General features: G+C 47.2%; 21 protein-coding genes. 13 read left to right on the forward strand and 8 right to left on the reverse strand.

Annotated features, from left to right (window positions below):
- The 10 genes from RCO84_RS14790 to RCO84_RS14835 form a co-directional block, all read left to right on the forward strand.
- Positions 1 to 458: hypothetical protein (locus tag RCO84_RS14790; protein WP_317583548.1), on the forward strand; the 458-nt coding region annotated here is incomplete at its 5' end.
- Between the two features lie 3 nt (positions 459 to 461).
- Positions 462 to 1,475, forward strand: coding sequence for a conjugative transposon protein TraJ (traJ, locus tag RCO84_RS14795; RefSeq protein WP_068856391.1), 1,014 nt, complete (start codon positions 462 to 464; stop codon positions 1,473 to 1,475).
- A gap of 30 nt (positions 1,476 to 1,505) precedes the next feature.
- Positions 1,506 to 2,129: a conjugative transposon protein TraK gene (gene traK, locus RCO84_RS14800; protein WP_068856390.1), complete on the forward strand. Its 624-nt coding sequence runs from the start codon at positions 1,506 to 1,508 to the stop codon at positions 2,127 to 2,129.
- Between the two features lie 11 nt (positions 2,130 to 2,140).
- Positions 2,141 to 2,431: a TraL conjugative transposon family protein gene (locus RCO84_RS14805; protein ID WP_287830127.1), complete on the forward strand. Its 291-nt coding sequence runs from the start codon at positions 2,141 to 2,143 to the stop codon at positions 2,429 to 2,431.
- A complete protein-coding gene (gene traM, locus RCO84_RS14810; protein WP_317583551.1) occupies positions 2,412 to 3,755 on the forward strand; it encodes a conjugative transposon protein TraM in 1,344 nt (447 codons plus the stop codon). The genes RCO84_RS14805 and traM overlap by 20 nt, the downstream gene beginning before the upstream one ends.
- Positions 3,756 to 3,814: 59 nt before the next feature.
- Positions 3,815 to 4,843 (forward strand): conjugative transposon protein TraN, encoded by a 1,029-nt coding sequence (gene traN / locus RCO84_RS14815; RefSeq protein WP_195204526.1) that lies wholly within the window; start codon positions 3,815 to 3,817, stop codon positions 4,841 to 4,843.
- Positions 4,844 to 4,846: 3 nt separating this feature from the next.
- Positions 4,847 to 5,428: a conjugal transfer protein TraO gene (locus RCO84_RS14820; protein ID WP_287830124.1), complete on the forward strand. Its 582-nt coding sequence runs from the start codon at positions 4,847 to 4,849 to the stop codon at positions 5,426 to 5,428.
- A 12-nt stretch (positions 5,429 to 5,440) separates the two neighbouring features.
- Positions 5,441 to 6,310: a toprim domain-containing protein gene (locus RCO84_RS14825; protein WP_264906987.1), complete on the forward strand. Its 870-nt coding sequence runs from the start codon at positions 5,441 to 5,443 to the stop codon at positions 6,308 to 6,310.
- 15 nt (positions 6,311 to 6,325) lie between these two features.
- Positions 6,326 to 6,817, forward strand: a complete 492-nt coding sequence (locus tag RCO84_RS14830) for a DUF3872 domain-containing protein (RefSeq protein ID WP_373690147.1) — start codon at positions 6,326 to 6,328, stop codon at positions 6,815 to 6,817.
- On the forward strand, positions 6,814 to 7,299 hold the full coding sequence (locus RCO84_RS14835; protein WP_264906991.1) for a lysozyme: 486 nt from the start codon (positions 6,814 to 6,816) through the stop codon (positions 7,297 to 7,299). The genes RCO84_RS14830 and RCO84_RS14835 overlap by 4 nt, the downstream gene beginning before the upstream one ends.
- A 168-nt stretch (positions 7,300 to 7,467) precedes the next feature.
- Here the strand turns inward: RCO84_RS14835 and RCO84_RS14840 are convergent, their stop codons facing one another.
- From RCO84_RS14840 to RCO84_RS14855, 4 genes are read right to left on the reverse strand one after another with little or no spacing between them, the layout of a single operon-like run.
- Complete coding sequence (locus tag RCO84_RS14840) at positions 7,468 to 8,745, reverse strand: PcfJ domain-containing protein (RefSeq protein WP_317583556.1); 1,278 nt, start codon at positions 8,743 to 8,745, stop codon at positions 7,468 to 7,470.
- Complete coding sequence (locus tag RCO84_RS14845) at positions 8,742 to 9,167, reverse strand: PcfK-like family protein (RefSeq protein WP_317583558.1); 426 nt, start codon at positions 9,165 to 9,167, stop codon at positions 8,742 to 8,744. The genes RCO84_RS14840 and RCO84_RS14845 overlap by 4 nt, the downstream gene beginning before the upstream one ends.
- Positions 9,168 to 9,190: 23 nt before the next feature.
- Positions 9,191 to 9,430: a DUF6926 domain-containing protein gene (locus RCO84_RS14850; protein WP_022159259.1), complete on the reverse strand. Its 240-nt coding sequence runs from the start codon at positions 9,428 to 9,430 to the stop codon at positions 9,191 to 9,193.
- 12 nt (positions 9,431 to 9,442) lie between these two features.
- A complete protein-coding gene (locus RCO84_RS14855) occupies positions 9,443 to 9,658 on the reverse strand; it encodes a hypothetical protein (RefSeq protein ID WP_005823733.1) in 216 nt (71 codons plus the stop codon).
- Between the two features lie 424 nt (positions 9,659 to 10,082).
- Here RCO84_RS14855 and RCO84_RS14860 point away from each other — a divergent pair, with 424 nt between their 5' ends.
- Positions 10,083 to 10,211 (forward strand): hypothetical protein, encoded by a 129-nt coding sequence (locus RCO84_RS14860; protein WP_264911349.1) that lies wholly within the window; start codon positions 10,083 to 10,085, stop codon positions 10,209 to 10,211.
- Between the two features lie 802 nt (positions 10,212 to 11,013).
- A complete protein-coding gene (locus RCO84_RS14865) occupies positions 11,014 to 12,849 on the forward strand; it encodes a VapE domain-containing protein (protein ID WP_317585528.1) in 1,836 nt (611 codons plus the stop codon).
- Positions 12,850 to 13,332: 483 nt separating this feature from the next.
- Here the strand turns inward: RCO84_RS14865 and RCO84_RS14870 are convergent, their stop codons facing one another.
- A complete protein-coding gene (locus RCO84_RS14870) occupies positions 13,333 to 14,109 on the reverse strand; it encodes an ABC transporter ATP-binding protein (RefSeq protein ID WP_317585529.1) in 777 nt (258 codons plus the stop codon).
- 53 nt (positions 14,110 to 14,162) lie between these two features.
- Positions 14,163 to 14,537 (reverse strand): RidA family protein, encoded by a 375-nt coding sequence (locus RCO84_RS14875; RefSeq protein ID WP_317585531.1) that lies wholly within the window; start codon positions 14,535 to 14,537, stop codon positions 14,163 to 14,165.
- 249 nt (positions 14,538 to 14,786) lie between these two features.
- On the opposite strand from RCO84_RS14875, the gene RCO84_RS14880 reads away from it, so the two are divergent.
- Positions 14,787 to 15,938, forward strand: coding sequence for an IS110 family transposase (locus RCO84_RS14880; RefSeq protein ID WP_293467028.1), 1,152 nt, complete (start codon positions 14,787 to 14,789; stop codon positions 15,936 to 15,938).
- 296 nt (positions 15,939 to 16,234) lie between these two features.
- Here the strand turns inward: RCO84_RS14880 and RCO84_RS14885 are convergent, their stop codons facing one another.
- Together RCO84_RS14885 and RCO84_RS14890 are read right to left on the reverse strand one after the other, a co-directional pair.
- Positions 16,235 to 19,489 carry a response regulator gene (locus RCO84_RS14885; protein WP_317585532.1) on the reverse strand — a complete coding sequence of 1,085 codons (3,255 nt, stop codon included), beginning with the start codon at positions 19,487 to 19,489 and terminating at the stop codon, positions 16,235 to 16,237.
- Positions 19,440 to 20,267 (reverse strand): ligand-binding sensor domain-containing protein, encoded by an 828-nt coding sequence (locus tag RCO84_RS14890; protein WP_317585533.1) that lies wholly within the window; start codon positions 20,265 to 20,267, stop codon positions 19,440 to 19,442. Before RCO84_RS14890 ends, RCO84_RS14885 begins: the two co-directional genes overlap by 50 nt.
- Positions 20,268 to 20,421 lie beyond the last annotated feature (154 nt).

The raw sequence follows: 20,421 nt of genomic DNA on the forward strand, positions 1-20,421 counted from the left end.
AGACCGTGAAGATTTACGAGCAGGGCAAGAAGTACTACGATGCGCTGAAGTCGGTGAACAACCTCGTCAAGGACGCACGCAAGGTGCAGCAGACCATCCTCATGGTGGGCGACATCACGGACATCTACATCAACAACTACCAGAAGATGATGCACGATGACAATTTCTCCGTGGAGGAACTCTCCGCCATCGGCTTCGGCTACACCAAACTGCTGGAGGAAAGCAACGATGTGCTGACAGAACTGAAGAATGTGGTGAACATCACGACCCTTTCCATGACGGACAAGGAGCGAATGGACGTGGTGGAACGCTGCTACTCGAAGATGAAGCGTTACCGCAATCTCGTGAGCTATTATACCAACAAGAACATTTCCGTGAGTTATCTGCGTGCCAAGAAGAAAAACGACCTCGACCGCATTATGGGACTCTACGGCAAGTCAAACGAGAAATACTGGTAGCCTATGGATTTCGAGAATCTTCACCAGATACTGCGCTCCCTGTATGACGAGATGATGCCGCTGTGTTCCGACATGACGGACATCGCCAAGGGACTTGCAGGACTTGGGGCGCTGTTCTATGTCGCCCTGAGGGTTTGGCAGTCACTGTCAAGGGCAGAGCCGATAGATGTATTTCCGCTGCTCCGTCCGTTTGCCATCGGACTTGCCATCATGTTCTTCCCGACCATCGTGCTCGGTACGCTCAACAGCGTGATGAGTCCCATCGTGCAAGGTACACATTCCATGTTGGAGACACAGACCTTCGACATGAATGAATACCGGGCGCAGAAAGACAAACTGGAGTATGAGGCGATGAAACGCAATCCGGAAACTGCATACCTTGTAAGCAACGAGGAGTTTGACAAGCAGCTTGACGAACTCGGCTGGTCACCAGGCGACGTGGTGACAATGGCAGGAATGTATGTGGAGCGTGGCATGTACAGCATGAAAAAGAGCATCCGTGATTTCTTCCGTGAACTGCTGGAGCTGCTGTTCCAAGCCGCTGCACTGGTCATAGACGTGCTGAGGACATTCTTCCTCATTGTCCTGTCCATCCTCGGACCGCTTTGTTTCGCCATATCGGTATGGGACGGATTCCAGTCCACGCTGACGCAATGGTTCTGCAGGTACATACAGATTTATCTCTGGCTACCCGTTTCGGACTTGTTCAGTACCATCCTTGCCAAGATACAGGTGCTGATGCTGCAAAACGACATCGAGGCATTGCAGAACGATCCGAACTTTTCCATTGAGGCAAGCAACGGTGTTTACATCGTTTTCCTCATCATCGGAATCATCGGTTACTTCACCATACCGACCGTGGCGGGATGGATCATACAGGCAGGTGGCGGCATCGGCAACTACAACCGGAACGTGAACACGGCAGGCTCACTGGGCGGAAGCATTGCAGGAGCAACGGCTGGAAATGTGGCAGGACGTGCCGGAAGGCTCATCAAGAGCGGATTTAAGAAAATATAGTCATTCATGAACAATACAACGAAAAGAAAAATGGAATTCAAGTCATTGAAGAATATCGAGACCTCGTTCAGGCAGATACGCCTGTTCTGCATCGTCCTCGTCATCGGTTGCGCTGTTGTCGCAATATGTTCGGTGGTGTTCGCATTCAGATTTGCGGAGAAGCAACGCGAGAAGATATACGTCCTTGATGGAGGCAAGTCGCTGATGCTCGCCCTCTCGCAAGACCTCTCACAGAACAGACCTGCCGAGGCAAGGGAACACGTGAGACGCTTTCATGAGCTGTTCTTTACGCTATCTCCCGAAAAGAGCGCCATCGAGCACAACGTGAAACGAGCCTTGCTGCTGGCAGACAAGAGCGCATACAACTATTACCAGGACTTTGCGGAGAAAGGTTTTTACAACAGACTCATCGCGGGAAACATCAACCAGTCGCTGCAAGTTGACAGCGTGGTCTGTAACTTTGATAACTACCCTTATCAAGCCAAGACCTACGCACGGCAGGTGATACTCCGAGAGAGCAATGTGACGGAGAGAAGTCTTGTCACCGTATGCAGGTTGGTGAACGCCACACGCTCCGACGACAACCCGAATGGTTTTACCATTGAAGGTTTCACCATTGTGGAGAACAGGGACATCAGTACAGTAGAACGATAAAAATAGCAAGAATGGAAAATCCGATAAAGACAATCCAAGAAAAGGTGAATGGTATGAAGGGAAGACTGCGTGACAGGCTGGATTCCCTTCCGCCAAGGGTGAGACTGAAAGTCGTGCTCGTCATGTTCGGCTTGTTTGCCCTCTGTAGCCTTTACATGATAGGTTCAGCCATCATCAACTTTGGAAACGGCAAGACCTCAAATATAGAGGTTGAGCATATTGAGAGTGTAAAGTTGCCCACCGACAAGGGGCAGCAAGTGACCAACCAAAATGAATTGACACATGGAGAAGGAGAAGAATGACAAGGTGGAGCCGGATAAGGCTCCAAAGGAAAAGAAGCCTTTGACAGAGGAACAGCGTATCAAGCGCAACAAGATGATAGCCATACCGTGCATGTGTCTCGTCTGCGCATTGGTGTTATGGCTCATCTTCAAGCCGTCGGCATCAGAGGGTGAGAAAGGCAGCAAGGGATTCAACATGGAAATGCCTGATGCGGAGAAGACTGATGTGGAGGCGGACAAGCGTAAGGCATACTCCAAGGAGGATCTTGCCAACAAGCAAAAGGAAAAAAGCAGAGCAATGAACACTCTTGGTGAGTACATGCCAGGCATTGATTCGACAGCATCCGGTCAAGGCAAGGATTTTGACCTGATGCAGTCTGGGCAGCAGCCAACAAAGGAAGAAAGGAAAGAGGCGGATGCCATCCGCTCGTCTGCCGAGGCATACCAAACCTTGAACACGACCTTGGGCGGTTTCTATGAACAGCCACAGCAAGGGGGAAGCAGCGAAGATGCTGAGTTGAGGAAACGTCTTGACGAGCTGGAGGCAAGCATGATGCAGCAGGAAAACAAGCGTTCCAATATGGACGAGCAAGTCGCCCTTATGGAGAAGTCCTATCAACTTGCGGCAAAGTACATGCCTGGTGGAAATGCCAATGCGGCAAGTCCTTCATCGGCTGAAACAGCAACAGAGGAAAACAAGGAAGCTGTCACCAAGGGCAAGAAAGCCAAGGTTTCCTCTGTAAGGCAAGTGCAAAGGCGTGTGGTCTCGTCTTTGACCCGCCCCATGAGTAACGAGGAGTTTGTCGCCTCTTACTCGGAAAAGGCTTCGGCAAGGTTCAATACCGCCATCGGAAGAGGTGGTGTTTCCGACAAAAACACGATTTCTGCCTGCATCCACGGCAACCAGACCATAACGGACGGACAGGCAGTAAGGTTGAGACTGCTGGAAGCCATGCGTGTCGGCAATAGAGAGATACCACGAAATTCTGTCATTGTCGGAGTGGCACGATTGCAAGGCGAAAGGCTTTCCATAGCCTTGAAGTCCATTGAGCACAACGGCATGATTATCCCGATTGAGCTTGCCGTCTATGACAATGACGGTCAGGAGGGCATCTTCATTCCGAAGTCGATGGAGGTTGACGCAGCCAATGAAGTCGGTGCCAACATGGGAAGCTCGCTGAACAGCAGCATCAACATTTCCTCCAATGCCGGGGCACAGCTTGCCTCCGACTTGGGAAAAGGTGTCATACAAGGCGTGTCGCAGTATATCTCCAAGAAGATGCGTACCGTCAAGATACACCTGAAGGCTGGCTACAGGGTCATGCTCTACCAAGAGGAAGATTAGCCGAAAGGCAACAACATTTATACCACTTAATCCAAAAGTTTAATTAAAAGCAAACCAAAATGAAAAAGACAACAATCATGTTCGCCCTTATGCTGGGCGTAGCCTGCACTGCATCAGCGCAGAAGACAGGCAAGAAAAAAGCGCAGAAGTCTGTAAAGACTGAGCAAGTAAGCAATGTTTCTTCCGACCAGGAAGAGAAGCTGACCTTGACCAAGGAGGTGTATCCGCAGAAGGAAGAGAACAGCAACCTCTATCACGGCTTGACCAAGAAGTTGACCTTCGACCGCATGATTCCACCTCATGGTTTGGAAGTGACTTATGACAAGACGGTTCATATTCTCTTTCCTGCCTCTGTCAAGTACGTTGACTTGGGTTCAGAGGATTTGATAGCTGGCAAGGCGGACGGTGCGGAGAATGTTATCCGTGTAAAAGCAGCCGTGAAGAACTTCAAGAAAGAGACCAATATGAGCGTCATCACGGAGAATGGCTCATTCTACACATTCAATGTGAAGTATGCCAAGGAACCGCTCATGCTCAATATCGAGATGGCTGACTTCATCCATGACGGTGAGGCGGTGAACCGTCCGAACAATGCACAGGAGATTTATCTCAAGGAGTTGGGCAAGGAAAGTCCCATGCTGGTACACCTCATCATGAAGTCCATCCATAAGGAGAACAAGCGCAAGGTGAAGCACATCGGCAGCAAGCGTTTCGGAATCCAGTACCTTTTGAAGGGCATCTATGTACACAGCGACTTGCTGTATTTCCACACAGAAATCAAGAACCAGAGCAACGTGCCGTTTGACGTGGACTATGTCACGTTCAAGGTGGTGGACAAGAAGGTGGCGAAGCGAACCGCCATTCAGGAGCAGGTGCTTCTTCCTGTCCGTGCCTACAACTATGTGGTGCGTGTGGCTGGCAAGAAAACGGAGCAGACGGTGTTCTGCTTGCCGAAATTTACCATTCCCGACGACAAGGAGCTTGTCGTGGAGATGAACGAGAAGGAAGGCGGTCGCCATCAGTCGTTTGTCGTGGAGAACAGCGACTTGGTGCGAGCTTTGACAATCAACGAACTTAGCGTGAAGTAACGGATGAAAAGAAGAAACATTGCAATCATGGCGATGCTTGCCCTCACCGCAGGGCAGGCATTCGCCCAACGATGCCTTCCTCAGATGAAAGGCATCGAGGTGAAGGTCGGCATGGCTGACGGAGTATATAACGGCAAGAAGTCCTGCAAGGCTGGCTATTATGCAGGTCTCGGACTTTCGAGCTATACCAAAGGTGGTGACAAGTGGACGTATGGGGCGGAATATCTGCAAGTACATCAGCCTTACCGTAACACTTCCGTTCCAATAGCACAAATGACGGGCGAGTTCGGTTATTCCTACAACTTCCTTTCCGACAACAGTAAGACGGTGCTGTTCTATATCGGAGGTACGGCACTGGCTGGCTATGAGTCCGTAAACTGGGGCAAGAGAACCATGTCGGACGGAGCGACCTTGCAGAACAAGGGAGCGTTTATCTATGGTGGTGCCGTGGCATTGGAAACGGAAATATACCTGTCGGATGCTATAGCTTTGACCGCTTCCGTTAAGGAAAGGCTTGTTTGGGGCAACAGCACGGGACATTTCCACACGCAGTTTGGCATCGGCATGAAGTTCATCATCAACTAAAACAGTGAGCCTATGGATATCAATGAAATCAAACAAGTGCCTATCGTGGACTTTCTCTATATTCTCGGCATTGAGCCTGTCAAGCACAAGGCTTCGGGACTTTGGTATCATGCGCCATACCGCAACGACCGCAATCCTTCGCTTCGGGTATCAACGGACAAGAATGTCTGGTATGACTATGGCATCGCCAGAGGTGGTGACATCTTCAACCTCGCAGGGGAGTTCATCAACAGCAATGAGTTTGTGGCACAAGCCAAGTTCATATCTGAAACGCTTGGTGGCAGTTTCCCGACATCGTTTCAGCATTATCAAAGAACAGAAGAAAAGGCTGTGAAGGCGAAAGGCAATCCCTTTAGTGATATTGTGGAAAAGGCATTGAGCCATCCTGCACTTCGGCAATACTTGCGTGAGCGTGGCATATCGGCTGACGTGGCGAGCCGTTTCTGCTGTCAGGTGGAATACCGATACAATGGCAAACAGTTCTTTGCTGTCGGTTTCAAGAACAACAGCGATGGCTACGAGATACGCAACCGCTTCTTCAAAGGTTGCGTGTCGCCAAAGGACGTCACTCTCATTGGCAGGAACAGCAACGTCTGCCATCTGTACGAGGGTTTTATGGATTTCCTCTCTGCCGTCATGCTCGGTATAGGTCGTGGTGAGGATCATATTATCCTCAATTCGGTGGCTAATATGCAAAAGGTGCATCATCTTTTAGATGGCTATGCACAAGTGTATTGTCACTTGGACAATGACGAAGCTGGCGAGAATGCCTGTGTCGAACTGCAAAAGCGATATGGCGATAAGTTCATTGACCATTCGCATCTATACACAGGTTACAAGGACTTGAACGAGTACCTGATGAGCCATAAGACAAGAAAGTAACAATCATTCAAAAACATCAAGACAATGAAGAAGAACAATAAAATCAAGAAATCAGTGAGCGTATTGGCATTCCTTTTCGTGTGTGCCGTGTCGGTAATCCTTTCATCGTGCAGCGATGAGCTGGACATTCAGCAGTCGTATCCTTTCAAGGTGGAGACGATGCCTGTGCCAAAGGACATTGTGCGTGGACAGACCGTTGAAATCCGCTGCGAGTTGAAGGCGGAGGGAAAGTTTGACGGCACCATCTATACCATCCGCTATTTTCAGCATGACGGAAAAGGCTCGTTGAGAATGGAGAACGGAACGGTGTTCCAACCAAACGACCGCTATCTGTTGGAGAACGAGAAGTTCCGTCTTTACTATACCTCGGCAAGCACGGAGACACAGACGCTGACAGTGGTGGTGGAGGACAACTTCGGCAAGTCATACGAAGTGGAGTTCAACTTCAACGATACTGATGAGGAGGAAGAGTTTGCGAGAAGTGCCAACAAACTCGGTAGCGTATGAGGTTGATGATATTGTTAGCCTTGCTTCTTGTATCGGGCAGCTTGTCTGCCCAGACGCAAGGGGCGATAAAGCGAGTTCGTCATGTGTCACGTTTTGAGTTGGCTGTCGCCTGCATCAAGAAGTACGAGGGTCTGCACGGACCGAAGCATCATCCTTATGTCGGATATGGGCACAAGCTGTTGCCTGGCGAGCGGTTTTCTCCAAGAATGACGGAACGGCAAGCCGATGCATTGCTGCGCTCTGACCTCAGAAAGCTCTGCGCCATGTTTCGTGACTTCGGTCGTGACTCGCTGCTCTTGGCTGCACTTGCCTACAATGTGGGATGTGGAAAGGTGATGAAAAGCCGGATGTATGCCAAGATGCGAAGTGGCAACAGAAACATCTATCGTGACTATGTGGACTTCAAAAGGTGGAACGGAAAGATAGTGCCTTCCATCGAGCGAAGAAGAAAAATGGAGTATCTGCTCTTGTTTACTCCATAGTATAAGGTTTTATAAAATAGGACAGTCCTTTTGATTGGGGGCTGTCCTTTGTTCTTTGCAAGCATCGCAGATAAGGAAAAGACGGTTTCTTTGCCACTTTCTTTTCCGCTCCTCGGCTCAAGAAAGAAAGTGGCGGAACGAATTTTCATCGCTCCGCCGATATGGATTTCATGTCGTTGCAACCATACGCTGCTCTATAAGTCTTGCATTGCTGTTCACCAAGTTGATGATGTCAGCATGGTGCTCGGTATCCTTATTCTGTAGTCCGTGGCATTGTACGACTTTCATCTGTTCGAGTGAAAACTCCACGGTCTCAACCCTTTGTTCGGCTATTCTTGCAGAGAAGATGATGCAGTCGGGATTGAGTGAATAGTTTGTACCGCTGCCTACGCAATGATGCATCGCCTTGCCCTCAAGAACGTGCTCCCTGACGCTTTCAAGCATTCTCACCACGATATTGCCGTCCGTGAACATCAAACCGAAGAAACGGCTCTTCATTTCCTTGAACTTGTCCTCGTTCTTCAATGCCTTGCGTATCTCCTCCTCGGTACGCTCCTTTTCTTTCTTTGCTCTGATTTTCTCGGATATTCTGTCGTGCTCGGCTTCAAGGTTGTCGGGGCAAATGTAATGTGGACTTCTGATGTCCTTGCCCATTTCTACCAACATACAGATGTAGTCCGCCCATTTGCCGATGTCTGTAATAAGGTAATGGTTGCGGTTGGCTATCTTGTAGGCATTCCAACAAGTTTCCAAGTGCCGTGGGTGGTCTATGAAGTGGCGGACGTGTCCGTAACGACATTGCTTCATCATTGTTTCGATGCGGTGGTCTGTCAGCATCGCCTTGAACAATGTAAGCGGTTCGATGCCGTGAAACGCTCCGTCAAAGCCGTTGCGCCATATCTGAGGAATGACTTTCATATCGGGGCAGACCGGAAATGAAGCAATATGCTGATAGGTGGTGTTGTCCTTGCGCAGTTCAATGTCGGAGTCGTAGCAGAACGTGTCCATATAGATACCCATTGTGCGCTTGCGTGCCATAACCTCCACCTTGCCTTTCTCGTTCATCCAATAGCGTGCCACCTCCCAACAATAAATGTCTGCCTTTTGTCCCTTGCGGTAATAGGCTTTCATCTGAAATGCTCGCATAAGTTGCAGTTCCTTGCGCTCGGTGAGTACACTGAAATAGGTAGAAGACATTGCCTTCTGTCGCTTGGTGCGCTGCACTTCCAACTTTGCCTTACACTTCGGGCAGACACATTTGTCCGCATCCTCGTCCGTAGTCCAAGTGTGTCCGCAGTCCATGCAGGTGGTCTGTCCGTGTTTCAACTGAAAGGCATAGTGGTCAAGGCATTCACGGAATGCCCATTGCATTTGCGCTCCCTTGATAGGTCGTAACCCCTTGTTTGAGGTTACGACTTGCTTCTGATATTTCGTTCTTGGTTTCATAACGTGTCGAATAATGATGGTTGGTGTACTTCTGTTTCCGTTCTCTGTGAGGTGCGCTTGGCGGTATCTCTGTTACGCATCTTGTTCATCTGCTCTTGCTGATATTGGCGGATGGCTTCCTGTCTTGCCTGTGCCTTCTCCTCCTCTGTGAGTTCGATGTGGTGGTTAACAGACACTTGGCAGTTCAATGGTTTTCCTACCTCGATGTCCTTCTCCTCGTAGTAGTGGATGGCTTGCCCATATATCTCGTCATCGCAAAAGCCGTTGCAACCGCTCTTCTGTACCCAATTAAGGATATAGGTGACGCAATCGTCTATGTTCTTGTCGGGGTTGTCATACTTGGCTGCAAAGAGTTCGTCCTCCATAGCACGCTCCTCCAAATAGGATTGTATGGTTCTCTTGAAATATTCTGTAGTGTTCATGTCTGATGTTGTTAAAGGGGTTGTTACTCGTGATAGATGATGTCGCAGTCCTCAACTTCTGTAGGCAGTCCGAAGAACGGATAATGGCTGAAGTAAGGTTCTGTGCACATGTCCTCGTTGTATCTTGGACTTACTATCTCAATATTGTTCTTGCGCATGGCTTCGTCCACCATACGGATTTCCTCGTCTGTCAGTCCGCTTGCATCGCCATTGATGATGTAGCAGAGTGCCCATGTAGGTATCGCTTCAATGCTTCTGTTCATATCGCTTGTACTTTAAAGTGTTAATAACCAAATGAATGTTCCAATCAGTACCACCATAGAAAGAATGGAAATGATGATGCCGAAGATGAACTTCACAATTCCTAATATGACTTCACCGACCATGCAGAGAGCCATATATCCCAACCAAGCCACCAAAGTGATGAGGGTTGAGCCGACTGCGGAGAGTAATCTCCACCAAGTCTGTGTTATGTTGATGTTTGTTGTCATATAGCCTTGAATTAAATTTATTTGCGGTTCCAGGAACTGAAGGGAAGTTCTCGTTTCTTCACCTTTTTGTCGCTCCATTTTCCGACATTTTTTTTTGCGTCTTCCTGTCGCATCGGTCGTTTCGTTTCAGGTGCCTTTCAAGGGCGGCGAGGCTGGAAATACAAGGTTTTTCGGAAAAATACTACCCAACGGTGTGGAGATTTTTTTGAAAACCGAAGGCTCGACCTTTTATTTCCAAAGCCCGCTGCCATACCTTTGCACCTGCACGATAACGGTTGATGCCAAAAGGAAAGACCATGTGGAGGAAAGAAAATCAGAGCGGCAAATGAAAATAGAAACTTCACGGAAGTTTTTGGACTGCACGATTATCGCATACTCATTTCTGAGAAATGGATACAACGTCGTCTTACAAACGTCTTGAAAAATGGAAATCGCATACAAAAATGGCACAGCCATCAGAAAAATTCCGATGAAAGAAGAGTATGGCTTGTCCATGCTTCTTGCATCGGGTTTTCTCCAAGGCTGTGCAGCCAAGCATGAAAGTGGTCGTTGAGGTTTACATCAATGACTTCTTTCTTGCGGTGGAGTATGCAAACAAAATGGTACGGCAAATCAAGGAATGGTGTTTCTTTTGATCGGTTAGCCTGCAACCGACAAAAAGAAACACTTTTCCTCATGCCGTACTACTGAGACATGAAAGGGTGGCGTGCCACTGTTTCATGTCGTTTGGATTGTGCGATAAAAAATGGAACTGCGAGTTGTGGCTATAAAAATCAGCCGTTGTCAGCACGGCAAACAAAGAAAAGTCCTTGGCAGTATAGTCTTGAAGCATTTCAAGGCATACTGTCAAGGATTTTTCTTGCCGTGCCATAGTCGGAGGAAGTTAGTCTGAGGTATGAGGACTGTCTTTCTTCGACGACGGCTGACTTTTATACAAAACACACGAAAGAATGAGAATATGCAAACGAAATAGACAATTCAAAAAACAGGAACCATTGCCACATAAGTTTGAATGGATTGAAATGGAAATAGCAAAGAATAGAGAAGAATAAGGTTTAATAAAAACAGATTTACCCAAGCAAAAAATCGAGGATAAAAAATCTTAAAACATTCTTTATCCCCGATTAAATATCGTACCTTTGCAACCGAAAGAGTTCTTTGGATGGTTATGCAAATCACAGCAGGATGCTACATTCTGTTTATTTCTAATTCGTAACCTCTTCTTTTTATGAGATAAAAACTTATCTCATTCTCAATCACTTATAAAAAATACGTACTTTCCTCTTCTGAAACAAACAGTTTCATGGTATGAAATAAAGTGTCTCGTGTCGATAAACTTTTTAAAATGACAGATAATGAAATTTACCATAACACATAGAAATAAAAAGAACCAACTCCTGGTAAGTACCAAGAGTCTGGAACGTTTTCTGGGGCGCATTGTAAACGATGACGCCAGGAATACCGTGGAGAACTTCCGTGAATATGTACCTTATCTCACGAATGGTTATGATGGGTATAAGGATATGCCAACCTGGATGCATGTTCACCCTGCGGCAGAATTTCAGAAATCGGAGAATGGACTCCTGAAGATGAAGAAAAACAACGGCGTTCTGCTGCTTACGTTTGTTGATATAAATGAGGATGGAGGTATGGATGCCATCAAGCAGAAAGTAGCCAGTCTGCCTTCTACTCTTGCAGCCTTTGTGGGAGCCGATGGCATCAGTCTGCATGTTCTGGCGAAATATGCGCTGGCAAAGGGGACGTTACCTGATGAGGAGGTTGCAGCCGACAGGATTTACAAGCAGGCCTTCCTGACCTTTGCTCCGCTTTATCAGGTGCTGGTAAAGGCAAAGATGCAGATGCCCGAGCCTTCTATCTTTTCCGATTTCCTGATGACAAGAGATTCTTTTCCTTATTATCGTGAAGATGCCTTGCCCCTGACGTTGAATGAAGTCTTTCATGGCGCAGAAAAACCGGTGGAGAGCGTTGATGAGAAGGAGGCTGGCCACTCTTCCGGAGGTGTGGATAACGACAGTAAGGAGTTGAGTGACAATATCTTGAGTATGATAGGATTTCTGTGTAAGAAATATGATTTCCGTTATAATTCGGTGATGAAATGCACAGAATATAGGTCGAAGGAAAAAGATTATTGGGGTTATCAGCCTGTGGATGCCCGTGTGCAGAAGCGCATGACGCTGGAGGTACAACTCGCCAACATCCGTGTGAGTATCAAGGATGTGCGCAATTATCTGGAGTCGGATCTTCTTTCTACCTATAATCCTGTAGAAAACTTCCTGTTCAAGTGCGAGGGGAAGTGGGATGGCAAGGATCATATCCGTGCCTTGGCGCGCACGGTGCCTACGGATAATCCTTATTGGGAGGATTGGTTCTATACCTGGTTCCTGGCGATGGTTGACCAGTGGCGTGCTTACAGTCATCGCAAATACGGCAACTCTGTGGCACCACTTCTCATCTCCAAGCAGGGTTACAACAAGAGTACTTTCTGCCGGTCTCTGGTTCCGCCGGAGTTGCAATGGGGGTATAATGATAATCTCGTATTGTCAGAGAAACGGCAGGTGCTTCAGGCGATGTGCCAGTCGCTGGTCATCAATCTGGATGAGTTCAACCAGATTTCTCCTCAGGTGCAGCAGGGATTCCTGAAGAACATCATCCAGTTGCCGAGTGTCAAGATAAAGCCTCCGTATGGCAGTCATGTTCAGGAATTTCCGAGAATGGCATCTTTTATCGCCACGAGCAATATGGAGGATATCCTCTCCGATCCTTCCGGTAATCGCCGGTTTCTGGGTGTAGAGCTCACGGGACCTATCGATGTGAGCCAGCGTCCGAATTATGAACAGCTCTATGCGCAGGCGCTTTCTGCATTACGGGCAGGCGAGAAGACTTATTTTGATGCGGAGCAGACCCGACTGATCATGGCGAACAACAGGAAGTTTGAGGTGGTTTCTCCGGTAGACCAGTATTTCGATCTCTATTTCGACCTGATCGATAATGCCGAACAGGGCGAGTATCTTACGGCAGCCGAGATTTTCCAGGAGCTGAAGAGTCACATCGGTTCATCGTTGAAGTTGAACAGTCTCATAGCCTTCGGCCGCAAGCTTTCTCAGATGCCAACCATCCATCGCAAGCGTTTCAACGACGGAATGCGGTATCTGGTAGTGAGAAAATCGTGATGGATAACCCCAAATCGTGATGGATAGCGTGATGGATATTCCCGTTTTCGGAGTATCTATCACGCTATTTAAGTATCTGTATATTAGTGCATTAATGCGCGTGGTATATGTAAATCGTGATGGATGATAGATAATTATCTAAAACTTATTCACGAATATGGCTGCGCTGGGTTACGAATATGGCTGTGCTGGGTTACGAATATGGTTGCGCTGGGTTACGAATATGGCTGTGCTGGGTTACGAATATGGTTGCGCTGGGTTACGAATATGACTGCATCGGGGTACAGATATGGCTGCGTAGGCTAACGGAGCCGTATCCGTAGGCTTACCGAGACGTCTGCATCAACTAACTGAGACGTCTGAACTCGCTGACTGAACTACTTGAGTTAGCAGATTGAGCCACTAGAGTTAGCAAACTGAGCCACTTGAGAATTTTTCTTCATGTGCTTGCGTGCAACCATAGAAAAAATCAATTACGAAAACTCATTTGATTTCGATGCGGAGGGAATCCTTGTTGAATCGGATGCCGTCACGATTGATGAATCTGGATAAGGAACCATCGGCAGCCAGTTCTTTAGGAGTGCCGATAGAGAAACGGCTTTCTTCCATCAGCCAGAGACGGTCGGAGAGCTGGAGCGCCAACTCTACATCATGGGTTGACAGTAATATGGATTTATGCTGTTCGTGCGCCAGACGGCGGAGCATCTGTAGGGTTTCTATCTTGCTGGGGAAATCGAGGAAGGCGGTTGGCTCGTCCAGGATGATGATGCGGGTTTGCTGCGCTAGGGCTTTGGCTATCATTACCTTCTGACGCTCACCATCGCTCAGTTCGCTGATGTTTCTCTGGGCAAGATGCTGAATGCCCGTTTCCTGAAGAGCAGAAGCAACAATCTGCTTGTCGGCAGCAGATAATGTGCCCCAGAAACCGGTATAGGGAGAACGGCCTATGCCTACAATCTCTTCTGCTGAGAGCTGGGCATGGTCTGTCTTCGATGTGAGAACGATGCTGATTTCTCTGGCGAGTTCCTGGGCTGAGAAATCGGAAAGAGATTTGTCTTGAATCAGAATTTCGCCATCAAGTGCTGGCTGAAATCCGGCTAAAGTTCTGAGTAAGGTAGATTTGCCCACTCCGTTGGCTCCGATGAGACAGGTCAGTTCACCGGCTTTGAGCGAGGCATGAACAGGTGAGGCTATCGCCCGGAGCTGGTGCTTCGAACGATAGCCTATAATCAGATTCTTTAATGCAATGCTTGATACCATCTAAAGAATATTTTCACCTTGAATGTTTACTTCCTGATAGAAAAAAGGAAGAATTACTTGGCTGCCAAAACCTCAACCTCTACGAGGGCGCCCTTTGGCAACTTCTCTACAGCTACGGCAGAACGAGCTGGATATGGCTGGCAGAAGAACTCGGCATAAACCTCGTTCATGGCAGCGAAATCGTCCATGCTGTTCAGATAAACTGTAGTCTTAACCACATGAGAAAGGTCGGTACCTGCTGCCTTCAGGATGTTCTGGGCGTTGGTGAGGCTCTGGCGAGTCTGCTCCTTGATGCCACCTTCTACGAAATTGCCTGTTGCAGGGTCGATAGGAATCTGACCAGATGCAAAAACAAAACCATTTACTTCGATAGCCTGGCTATATGGACCGATAGCTGCAGGCGCATTGTCTGTGTGAATTGCGTTCATAATTTATTTTCTTTTTCTATTATTAAATCAATCTAGATGCAAATTTAGATAAAATTTCTGAATTATAAGCCAGTATAATAAAAAACTTCAATGATTTCCCTCGAATTGTGCGAAATTAGCCTTGTTTTTCGAGAAATCAAGACCACAACTGCAAAAAATCCTACTAACGTGCTCTGAGTCACAAAAATATTTATTATCTTTGAAGCAGTGTTCGTTAACTGATTTTTTAAACTTCAAAAATGTAGGCTTATGAAAGCAGTATGTGGTCTTGACGTGCACAAAGATAGTATTTTTCTTTGTATTTTGCACAGTGATGGTGAATTATTTGAGCAAGTTTTCGGTGTTTTAACATTTCAGCTGGAAGAAATGCGGAAATTGCTCCAAAAGCATCATGTTTTTGAGGTTTGTATGGAGAGTACCAGTATCTATTGGATACCAATATGGCGTGTGCTTTCTCCTCATTTTACTCTGCGTCTGGTAAATCCTTATTTCATCAAGCAACTTCCAGGTCATAAGAGTGATATCAAGGATGCCCAGTGGATAGCAGAATGTACATTGAAGGAATTGGTTAGGGGAAGTTTCGTTCCTCCAGAGATTATTCAACAGCTTCGCCAGTACGATCGCCGAATCTTTGACCTCAATGCTGAGATTGTCCGTAAGGTTTCCAAGGTGGACGGCGTACTCCAACGTTGCAATATCCGCTTGAGCAATTATGTATCCAACATCGAGTGTAAGAGTTACCGCGATGTCGTGCGCAGGCTCTCGGAAGGTGTCACAAATCCAAACGAGCTGATGAAGCTTGTTCATGGTCGCATTGTCAATCGTCATGGTGCGGAGACGATATTAGCCTCATTGACAGGCGTTGTCTCCCAGGCAGAAATAGATGTACTGCGCCAACTCCATGAGGAGATTGGCATCGCCGAGAGCCACAGAAACGAATGTCAGCAGAGAATGTTGGAGATATGCGAGAAGCATTTTCCAGAGGAACTCGAACGCTTGCAGAAAATTCCAGGAATCAAGGAACGTGCCGCAACATCATTGATCGCAGAGATCGGAACGGATATGAGTAAGTTCGAAACGGCAAACCACCTTGCTTCCTGGAGTGGACTGAGACCAAGAAATGACGAGTCCAACAAGAAAATCAAATCTCGTAAAATTACCCATGGCAATGTCTACCTCCGCAACACCATCATTCAATGTGCCTGGGCTGCCAGTCGTCAGAAAGACTGTTTCTTCAGTAGATTCTCGTATCACCAAACAATTGTGAGAAGAAAGAACAAAATGAAGGTGATTGTTGCTGTGGCGAGAAAGTTACTTGTCGCCGTATGGCATGTCTTACATGACAAGACAGACTATGTTGACTTCAAACCAGATCGTGAAGAATCCGCCAACAACGGATGACCATGATATACCTTCCATGATAAAGCTATTATCTTTGTGATGGGTTTAGACCTCGTTTGCAAATTAACTTAATGTCATGGGAGGCTATGGAAGTCAGTATGAGTAAAACTCGAAGAGGAAAGTATACTGATAATCGCATTTGCTATATAAGCAAGTGCAAGGGAGACATGCGCCTTTATTTACGAAGAAAAGGCAAACTCCCTTGTTTTAGTTACCTTGTGCGAGGGAAATCATTTTCGTTTTATAGAGGAAAGATAAGCATTTTTTCCCATAATAGGTCTATTTCGCATCAAAATTTAATAAGTTTTCTTACTATATTCGCTCGGTGTACATCCAAATTGCTTCTTGAAGCTGGTTGAGAAGTGGGAGAGGGTGTTGAATCCCGTCATGTAGGCAATCTCCGAGATGTTGTACTTGCCTTCCACGATGAGGGTGGCGGCACGATTGAGCTTATAGGTCTTGAAGAAGACGCTTGGATTCTCTCCTGTGAGTCCCTTGACCTTGTAGTAGAGCTTTGTGCGGGAGATGTGCATCAGTTTCGTTACCTTGTTGACATCCAATTCCGAGTTGGCTAGTTCCTGCTCCATCATATGATAGAGTTCGTCCATGAAGAGTTTGTCTTGTGGCGACAGCACTTCTTCCACGTTCTTGTCGGTCTCCGTGGCGTTGGTTAGGATGGTCTTGGTCTTCTCACGGTTGGTGAGTTGCGAGTTGATCATTGCCAGGAGAACCTTGGGGGTGAATGGTTTGGTAACGTAGGCATCTGCTCCACTGTTCAGACCCTCCACTTGGTTTTCGGTGGTTGTCTTTGCCGTTACCAGGATGACTGGGATATGGCAGAGTTGGATGTCTTGCTTGATTTCCTTGCAGAGATCATAGCCGCTCATTCCCGGCATCACCACATCGCTGAGGATGAGGCTAGGTTCTTCCTCCCTTGTCGCCTTCAAGGCACTCTCGGCATCGAAACGATAGATGATGCGATAGGATGATGCCAGGAGGGTACGAAGATAATGCACCACTTCGGTGTCGTCATCTACGATGAGTATTTTCGGACGGTTGTCAGTACTGTTGTCTTGACTTACCTTGTCTGCCACTTTCTGACTGTCGTGCAGTGGAAAAGCCATCTTCTGGTCTTGCTCCAAAGGGGCTTTCTCGTTGGCGGCATAGAGGCTCTCATCGGTAGGCAGGGTAACGGTGAAGATGGCTCCCTGGCAGTCCTTGCGATTGCCCGCCTTTAAATTGCCATGGTGAAGGACGGCTAGGCTGCGGGCATAGTAGAGTCCGATGCCAGTGCCCCAGTTGATGGTGCCTGTGGACTGGTTGTTCAACTGATAATATCGCTTGAAGATATTCTCCACCTCATTCTGTGGGATTCCCTTACCTGTATCAGCCACCGTGATGGTGATAATCTGTTCTCCCTTGTTAGTGGTACCGGTGTCGAAAGATACATCTATCTTACCGCCACGAGGGGTAAACTTCATGGCGTTGGACATCAGGTTGTTGATAATCTTTTCCAGTTTGTCGGAATCCAGAAGCATCAGGTAGGAACCTTCTAGTCCGTGACAGTTCAAGGTGATACCTTTCTCCTCTGTATTCACGATGAAGAGGTCCATGATGCGTTTCATCTCGGTGATAATGTCGGTTTGCTTGACGTGCAAGCGGAGCGTGTCGTTCTCCAACTTGTTGAAGTCGAGCAACTGGTTGACGAGTCTCAGCATTCTATCCACGCTTCGGTTGATGATGTTCAATAGCAACTTGTCGTGCTTGTTGATGCTTTCACTTTCACAGAGTTGTTCCACTGGTCCCGAAATCATGGTGAGTGGTGTCCGGAACTCATGCGAGATGTTAGCGAAGAAACTCATGTTCATCTTGTTGACGCGCAGTTCTTGCTCCTTCTCATCCTTAGCCTTTTGAACCATGTTCTTCTCGATGCTGATGCGCATCTTCTGCCGATAGATCACGAAGCCGACGCACCCCATTATAATAAGGTATAGGCACCAAGCCCACCAAGAGTTCCAAGGCTCAGGGGCGATGCTTACCAGTATGCTTTTTTCGGCGATGGTATTGTTGGAGTCGTTGCCTACCATCTTGACCTTGAAGGTATAGTTGCCAGCTGGCAGATTAGAGTAGTACGCCTCGTTGTTATTGCCTGCATCAATCCATGTATTGTCGAATCCTGCCATTTGGTAGAAGTAATGGATGTGCTTGTAGTCGCTGTAGTCGATGGCAGAAAAGGCGATGCTGAAGCTGTTCTGTTTGTAGCTTAGGTGGATATGGGGTGATTCTTCCATACTCTCCTCGATACATCCATTCTTGCCAGGAAGCATAATCTCATTATGTACCTTGAGTGTTTCGAAAAGCAGACTTATCTTTTGGTTCGTGTTTACGTTTTGGGGATTGAAAATGGTGAGTCCCTGGGTACCGCCGAAGATGAGAGTTCCATCTGACAGCTTGCACGATGCCCTATCGTAGAATTGGAAGCCTTTCACACCGTCAGCCTCGTTGTAGGTGGTTACCTTTTCTGTTTTTCCATCTATCTTGTTGAGTCCATACAGCGTACTGACCCAAATGTTTCCATCTCTATCTTCCTCGATGCTTGAAATGTCGGAGCAGGAGATTCCTGCTATGGTGGTCAGCTTGCGGCTCTTTGCGTCATACTTCAAGAGTCCGTTGGTAACTGTACCCAACCAGATGTTGCCCTTGCGGTCTTGATAGTTCTTGGTTGGGATATACACATTTCGCTTGATGCACTTCTTCCAGTCATCTGGATTCACTTTAAACTCTTGGACATCGAAGTTGTCTCCATTCATTTCTAGGATAGGTTTGTAGAAGGCAGATATGAGCATGCTGCCATTCTGCAAGAGCATGATGCTGGGAATGAAGCAGAAAGTGGTAGGGAAGAGTTGTTTTTTGGTCATCTCTCCACTTTGTGCTGAAATGCAGTAGATGTTGACGGATGCCGTGGATACCCAGATGTTTCCCTTTGCATCTTGGCTGATGTCCATAGGCATGAAGCAAGGGTAGGAGGCTACCTTGTTGAGATTGTTGCCATCGTATTGGTACTTTGCCACATGGTCGCCATTGGCTAGCCATAGATGATTGCTGCTATCTACAAAGATGTTGATGATGGCATTCTTCTTGTTGCCGTTGCTGTAGGAAACCATCGGTATGTCCTTGAGTTGCTGGGTTTGCAAGTCATACATATAGAGTCCGTTCTTCTTGGTAGAAATCCAAAGGTGGTGATTCCTGTCGGCGGCTACGGAGAGTACGGGCTGTTTGCCGATGGCACGTTGAAGGGCAGGCATGCTGTTAAACATATCCTTGTATCTGTAGATGGTTTTTACGCCATCGTCTTCAGACCCGAGCCAAAGGTTGCCCTTGGAGTCGGTTAACATCTTGTTGACTTGCATATCAGGCACTTCGAATGGGAAATTCTTGTCGCTTTGTGGCAGGATGGTTCCCTTCTGGGCATTGAAATAGAGTAATCCGTGTTTGGTGGTGCTAAGCAGAAGGTTGCCTTTTGCGCCATACGGATGGATGTAGTTGACCATGTCGTTGGGGATTTGCAAGCCTTGCAATGCTGCAGGGAGCCCCCCCCCATTTCCTGGTATCCGTATCAAAGAGCTGCATTCCATTGTAGCCAGAGATGTAGAGCTGATGCCCATCGAGGAGAAAAGAGGCGATGGGATAACTCTGTACAGGGCTTTGGACGATAAGTTTGAGGTCTTGGGTGCGATATCCCTTGACAGAGTAAGAGGTAACAATCCACATCACATCTTTTCGGTCTATATGGCAAGAGTAGTTATAGCAGTTCTTCTCCACCATCTTGGAGAGCTTGATGATGGCTGTGTTGGTATTTTCGTCATATTGATATAGGTCTGTCATCGTGAGGAAGAAGATTCTTCCCTCCTTGTCTTCCAGGATTTTTTCGATGTTCTTGTTAGAGCCATTGATACTTACTCGGTTGAAATTGCCATTGGCCTGGTATAGGCATACGCCATAGACGGTGGCTACCCAGAGTCGGTTGTGGGAGTCACGATAAATGTCGGTAATATTGTTGTCGGGCAATCCCAGTGAATCGTCCACGCAGTAGTATTGGTGATACTGGTTGCCATCATACTTGTTGAGACCACGGAAGGTACCTATCCAGATTTGTCCGTATCTGTCTTCGCAGATGCTCTTCACCTTTTGGTTGGAGATATGATTAGACAGGACGAGGTTCTTCTCGGGTGAAGAGACTTCGGGGATGTCTTTTTGGTCCTGGCAAGCAGTAAGAAGAAGGGCTGCCAAGAAGATGAGTACGTTATAAAATACCTTTGTTCGTTTCATAATCGATGGTTTTGATAGTTGCTGCAAAAGTACTATAAAACCTTGATATATACAAGGTTTATAAGACTTTTTTAACAAATACGCAAGTTTTTGAACATATAGAAAACCCCATTTTGAACAAAAACGTAACACAAAAAAACAAGTTAGAAAAAGG

The sequence above is a fragment of the Segatella copri genome, from assembly GCF_949820605.1.
Taxonomy (GTDB): Bacteria; Bacteroidota; Bacteroidia; order Bacteroidales; family Bacteroidaceae; genus Prevotella.

What these genes read in the sequence shown, in the direction of transcription:
- traJ (WP_068856391.1), top strand. Translation starts at nt 462, where the DNA reads ATGGATTTCGAGAATCTTCACCAGATACTGCGCTCCCTGTATGACGAG.
- traK (WP_068856390.1), top strand. Translation starts at nt 1,506, where the DNA reads ATGGAATTCAAGTCATTGAAGAATATCGAGACCTCGTTCAGGCAGATA.
- RCO84_RS14805 (WP_287830127.1), top strand. Translation starts at nt 2,141, where the DNA reads ATGGAAAATCCGATAAAGACAATCCAAGAAAAGGTGAATGGTATGAAG.
- traM (WP_317583551.1), top strand. Translation starts at nt 2,412, where the DNA reads ATGGAGAAGGAGAAGAATGACAAGGTGGAGCCGGATAAGGCTCCAAAG.
- traN (WP_195204526.1), top strand. Translation starts at nt 3,815, where the DNA reads ATGAAAAAGACAACAATCATGTTCGCCCTTATGCTGGGCGTAGCCTGC.
- RCO84_RS14820 (WP_287830124.1), top strand. Translation starts at nt 4,847, where the DNA reads ATGAAAAGAAGAAACATTGCAATCATGGCGATGCTTGCCCTCACCGCA.
- RCO84_RS14825 (WP_264906987.1), top strand. Translation starts at nt 5,441, where the DNA reads ATGGATATCAATGAAATCAAACAAGTGCCTATCGTGGACTTTCTCTAT.
- RCO84_RS14835 (WP_264906991.1), top strand. Translation starts at nt 6,814, where the DNA reads ATGAGGTTGATGATATTGTTAGCCTTGCTTCTTGTATCGGGCAGCTTG.
- RCO84_RS14840 (WP_317583556.1), bottom strand. Translation starts at nt 8,745, where the DNA reads ATGAAACCAAGAACGAAATATCAGAAGCAAGTCGTAACCTCAAACAAG.
- RCO84_RS14845 (WP_317583558.1), bottom strand. Translation starts at nt 9,167, where the DNA reads ATGAACACTACAGAATATTTCAAGAGAACCATACAATCCTATTTGGAG.
- RCO84_RS14850 (WP_022159259.1), bottom strand. Translation starts at nt 9,430, where the DNA reads ATGAACAGAAGCATTGAAGCGATACCTACATGGGCACTCTGCTACATC.
- RCO84_RS14855 (WP_005823733.1), bottom strand. Translation starts at nt 9,658, where the DNA reads ATGACAACAAACATCAACATAACACAGACTTGGTGGAGATTACTCTCC.
- RCO84_RS14860 (WP_264911349.1), top strand. Translation starts at nt 10,083, where the DNA reads ATGGAAATCGCATACAAAAATGGCACAGCCATCAGAAAAATTCCGATG.
- RCO84_RS14865 (WP_317585528.1), top strand. Translation starts at nt 11,014, where the DNA reads ATGAAATTTACCATAACACATAGAAATAAAAAGAACCAACTCCTGGTA.
- RCO84_RS14870 (WP_317585529.1), bottom strand. Translation starts at nt 14,109, where the DNA reads ATGGTATCAAGCATTGCATTAAAGAATCTGATTATAGGCTATCGTTCG.
- RCO84_RS14875 (WP_317585531.1), bottom strand. Translation starts at nt 14,537, where the DNA reads ATGAACGCAATTCACACAGACAATGCGCCTGCAGCTATCGGTCCATAT.
- RCO84_RS14880 (WP_293467028.1), top strand. Translation starts at nt 14,787, where the DNA reads ATGAAAGCAGTATGTGGTCTTGACGTGCACAAAGATAGTATTTTTCTT.
- RCO84_RS14885 (WP_317585532.1), bottom strand. Translation starts at nt 19,489, where the DNA reads ATGGTCAACTACATCCATCCGTATGGCGCAAAAGGCAACCTTCTGCTT.
- RCO84_RS14890 (WP_317585533.1), bottom strand. Translation starts at nt 20,267, where the DNA reads ATGAAACGAACAAAGGTATTTTATAACGTACTCATCTTCTTGGCAGCC.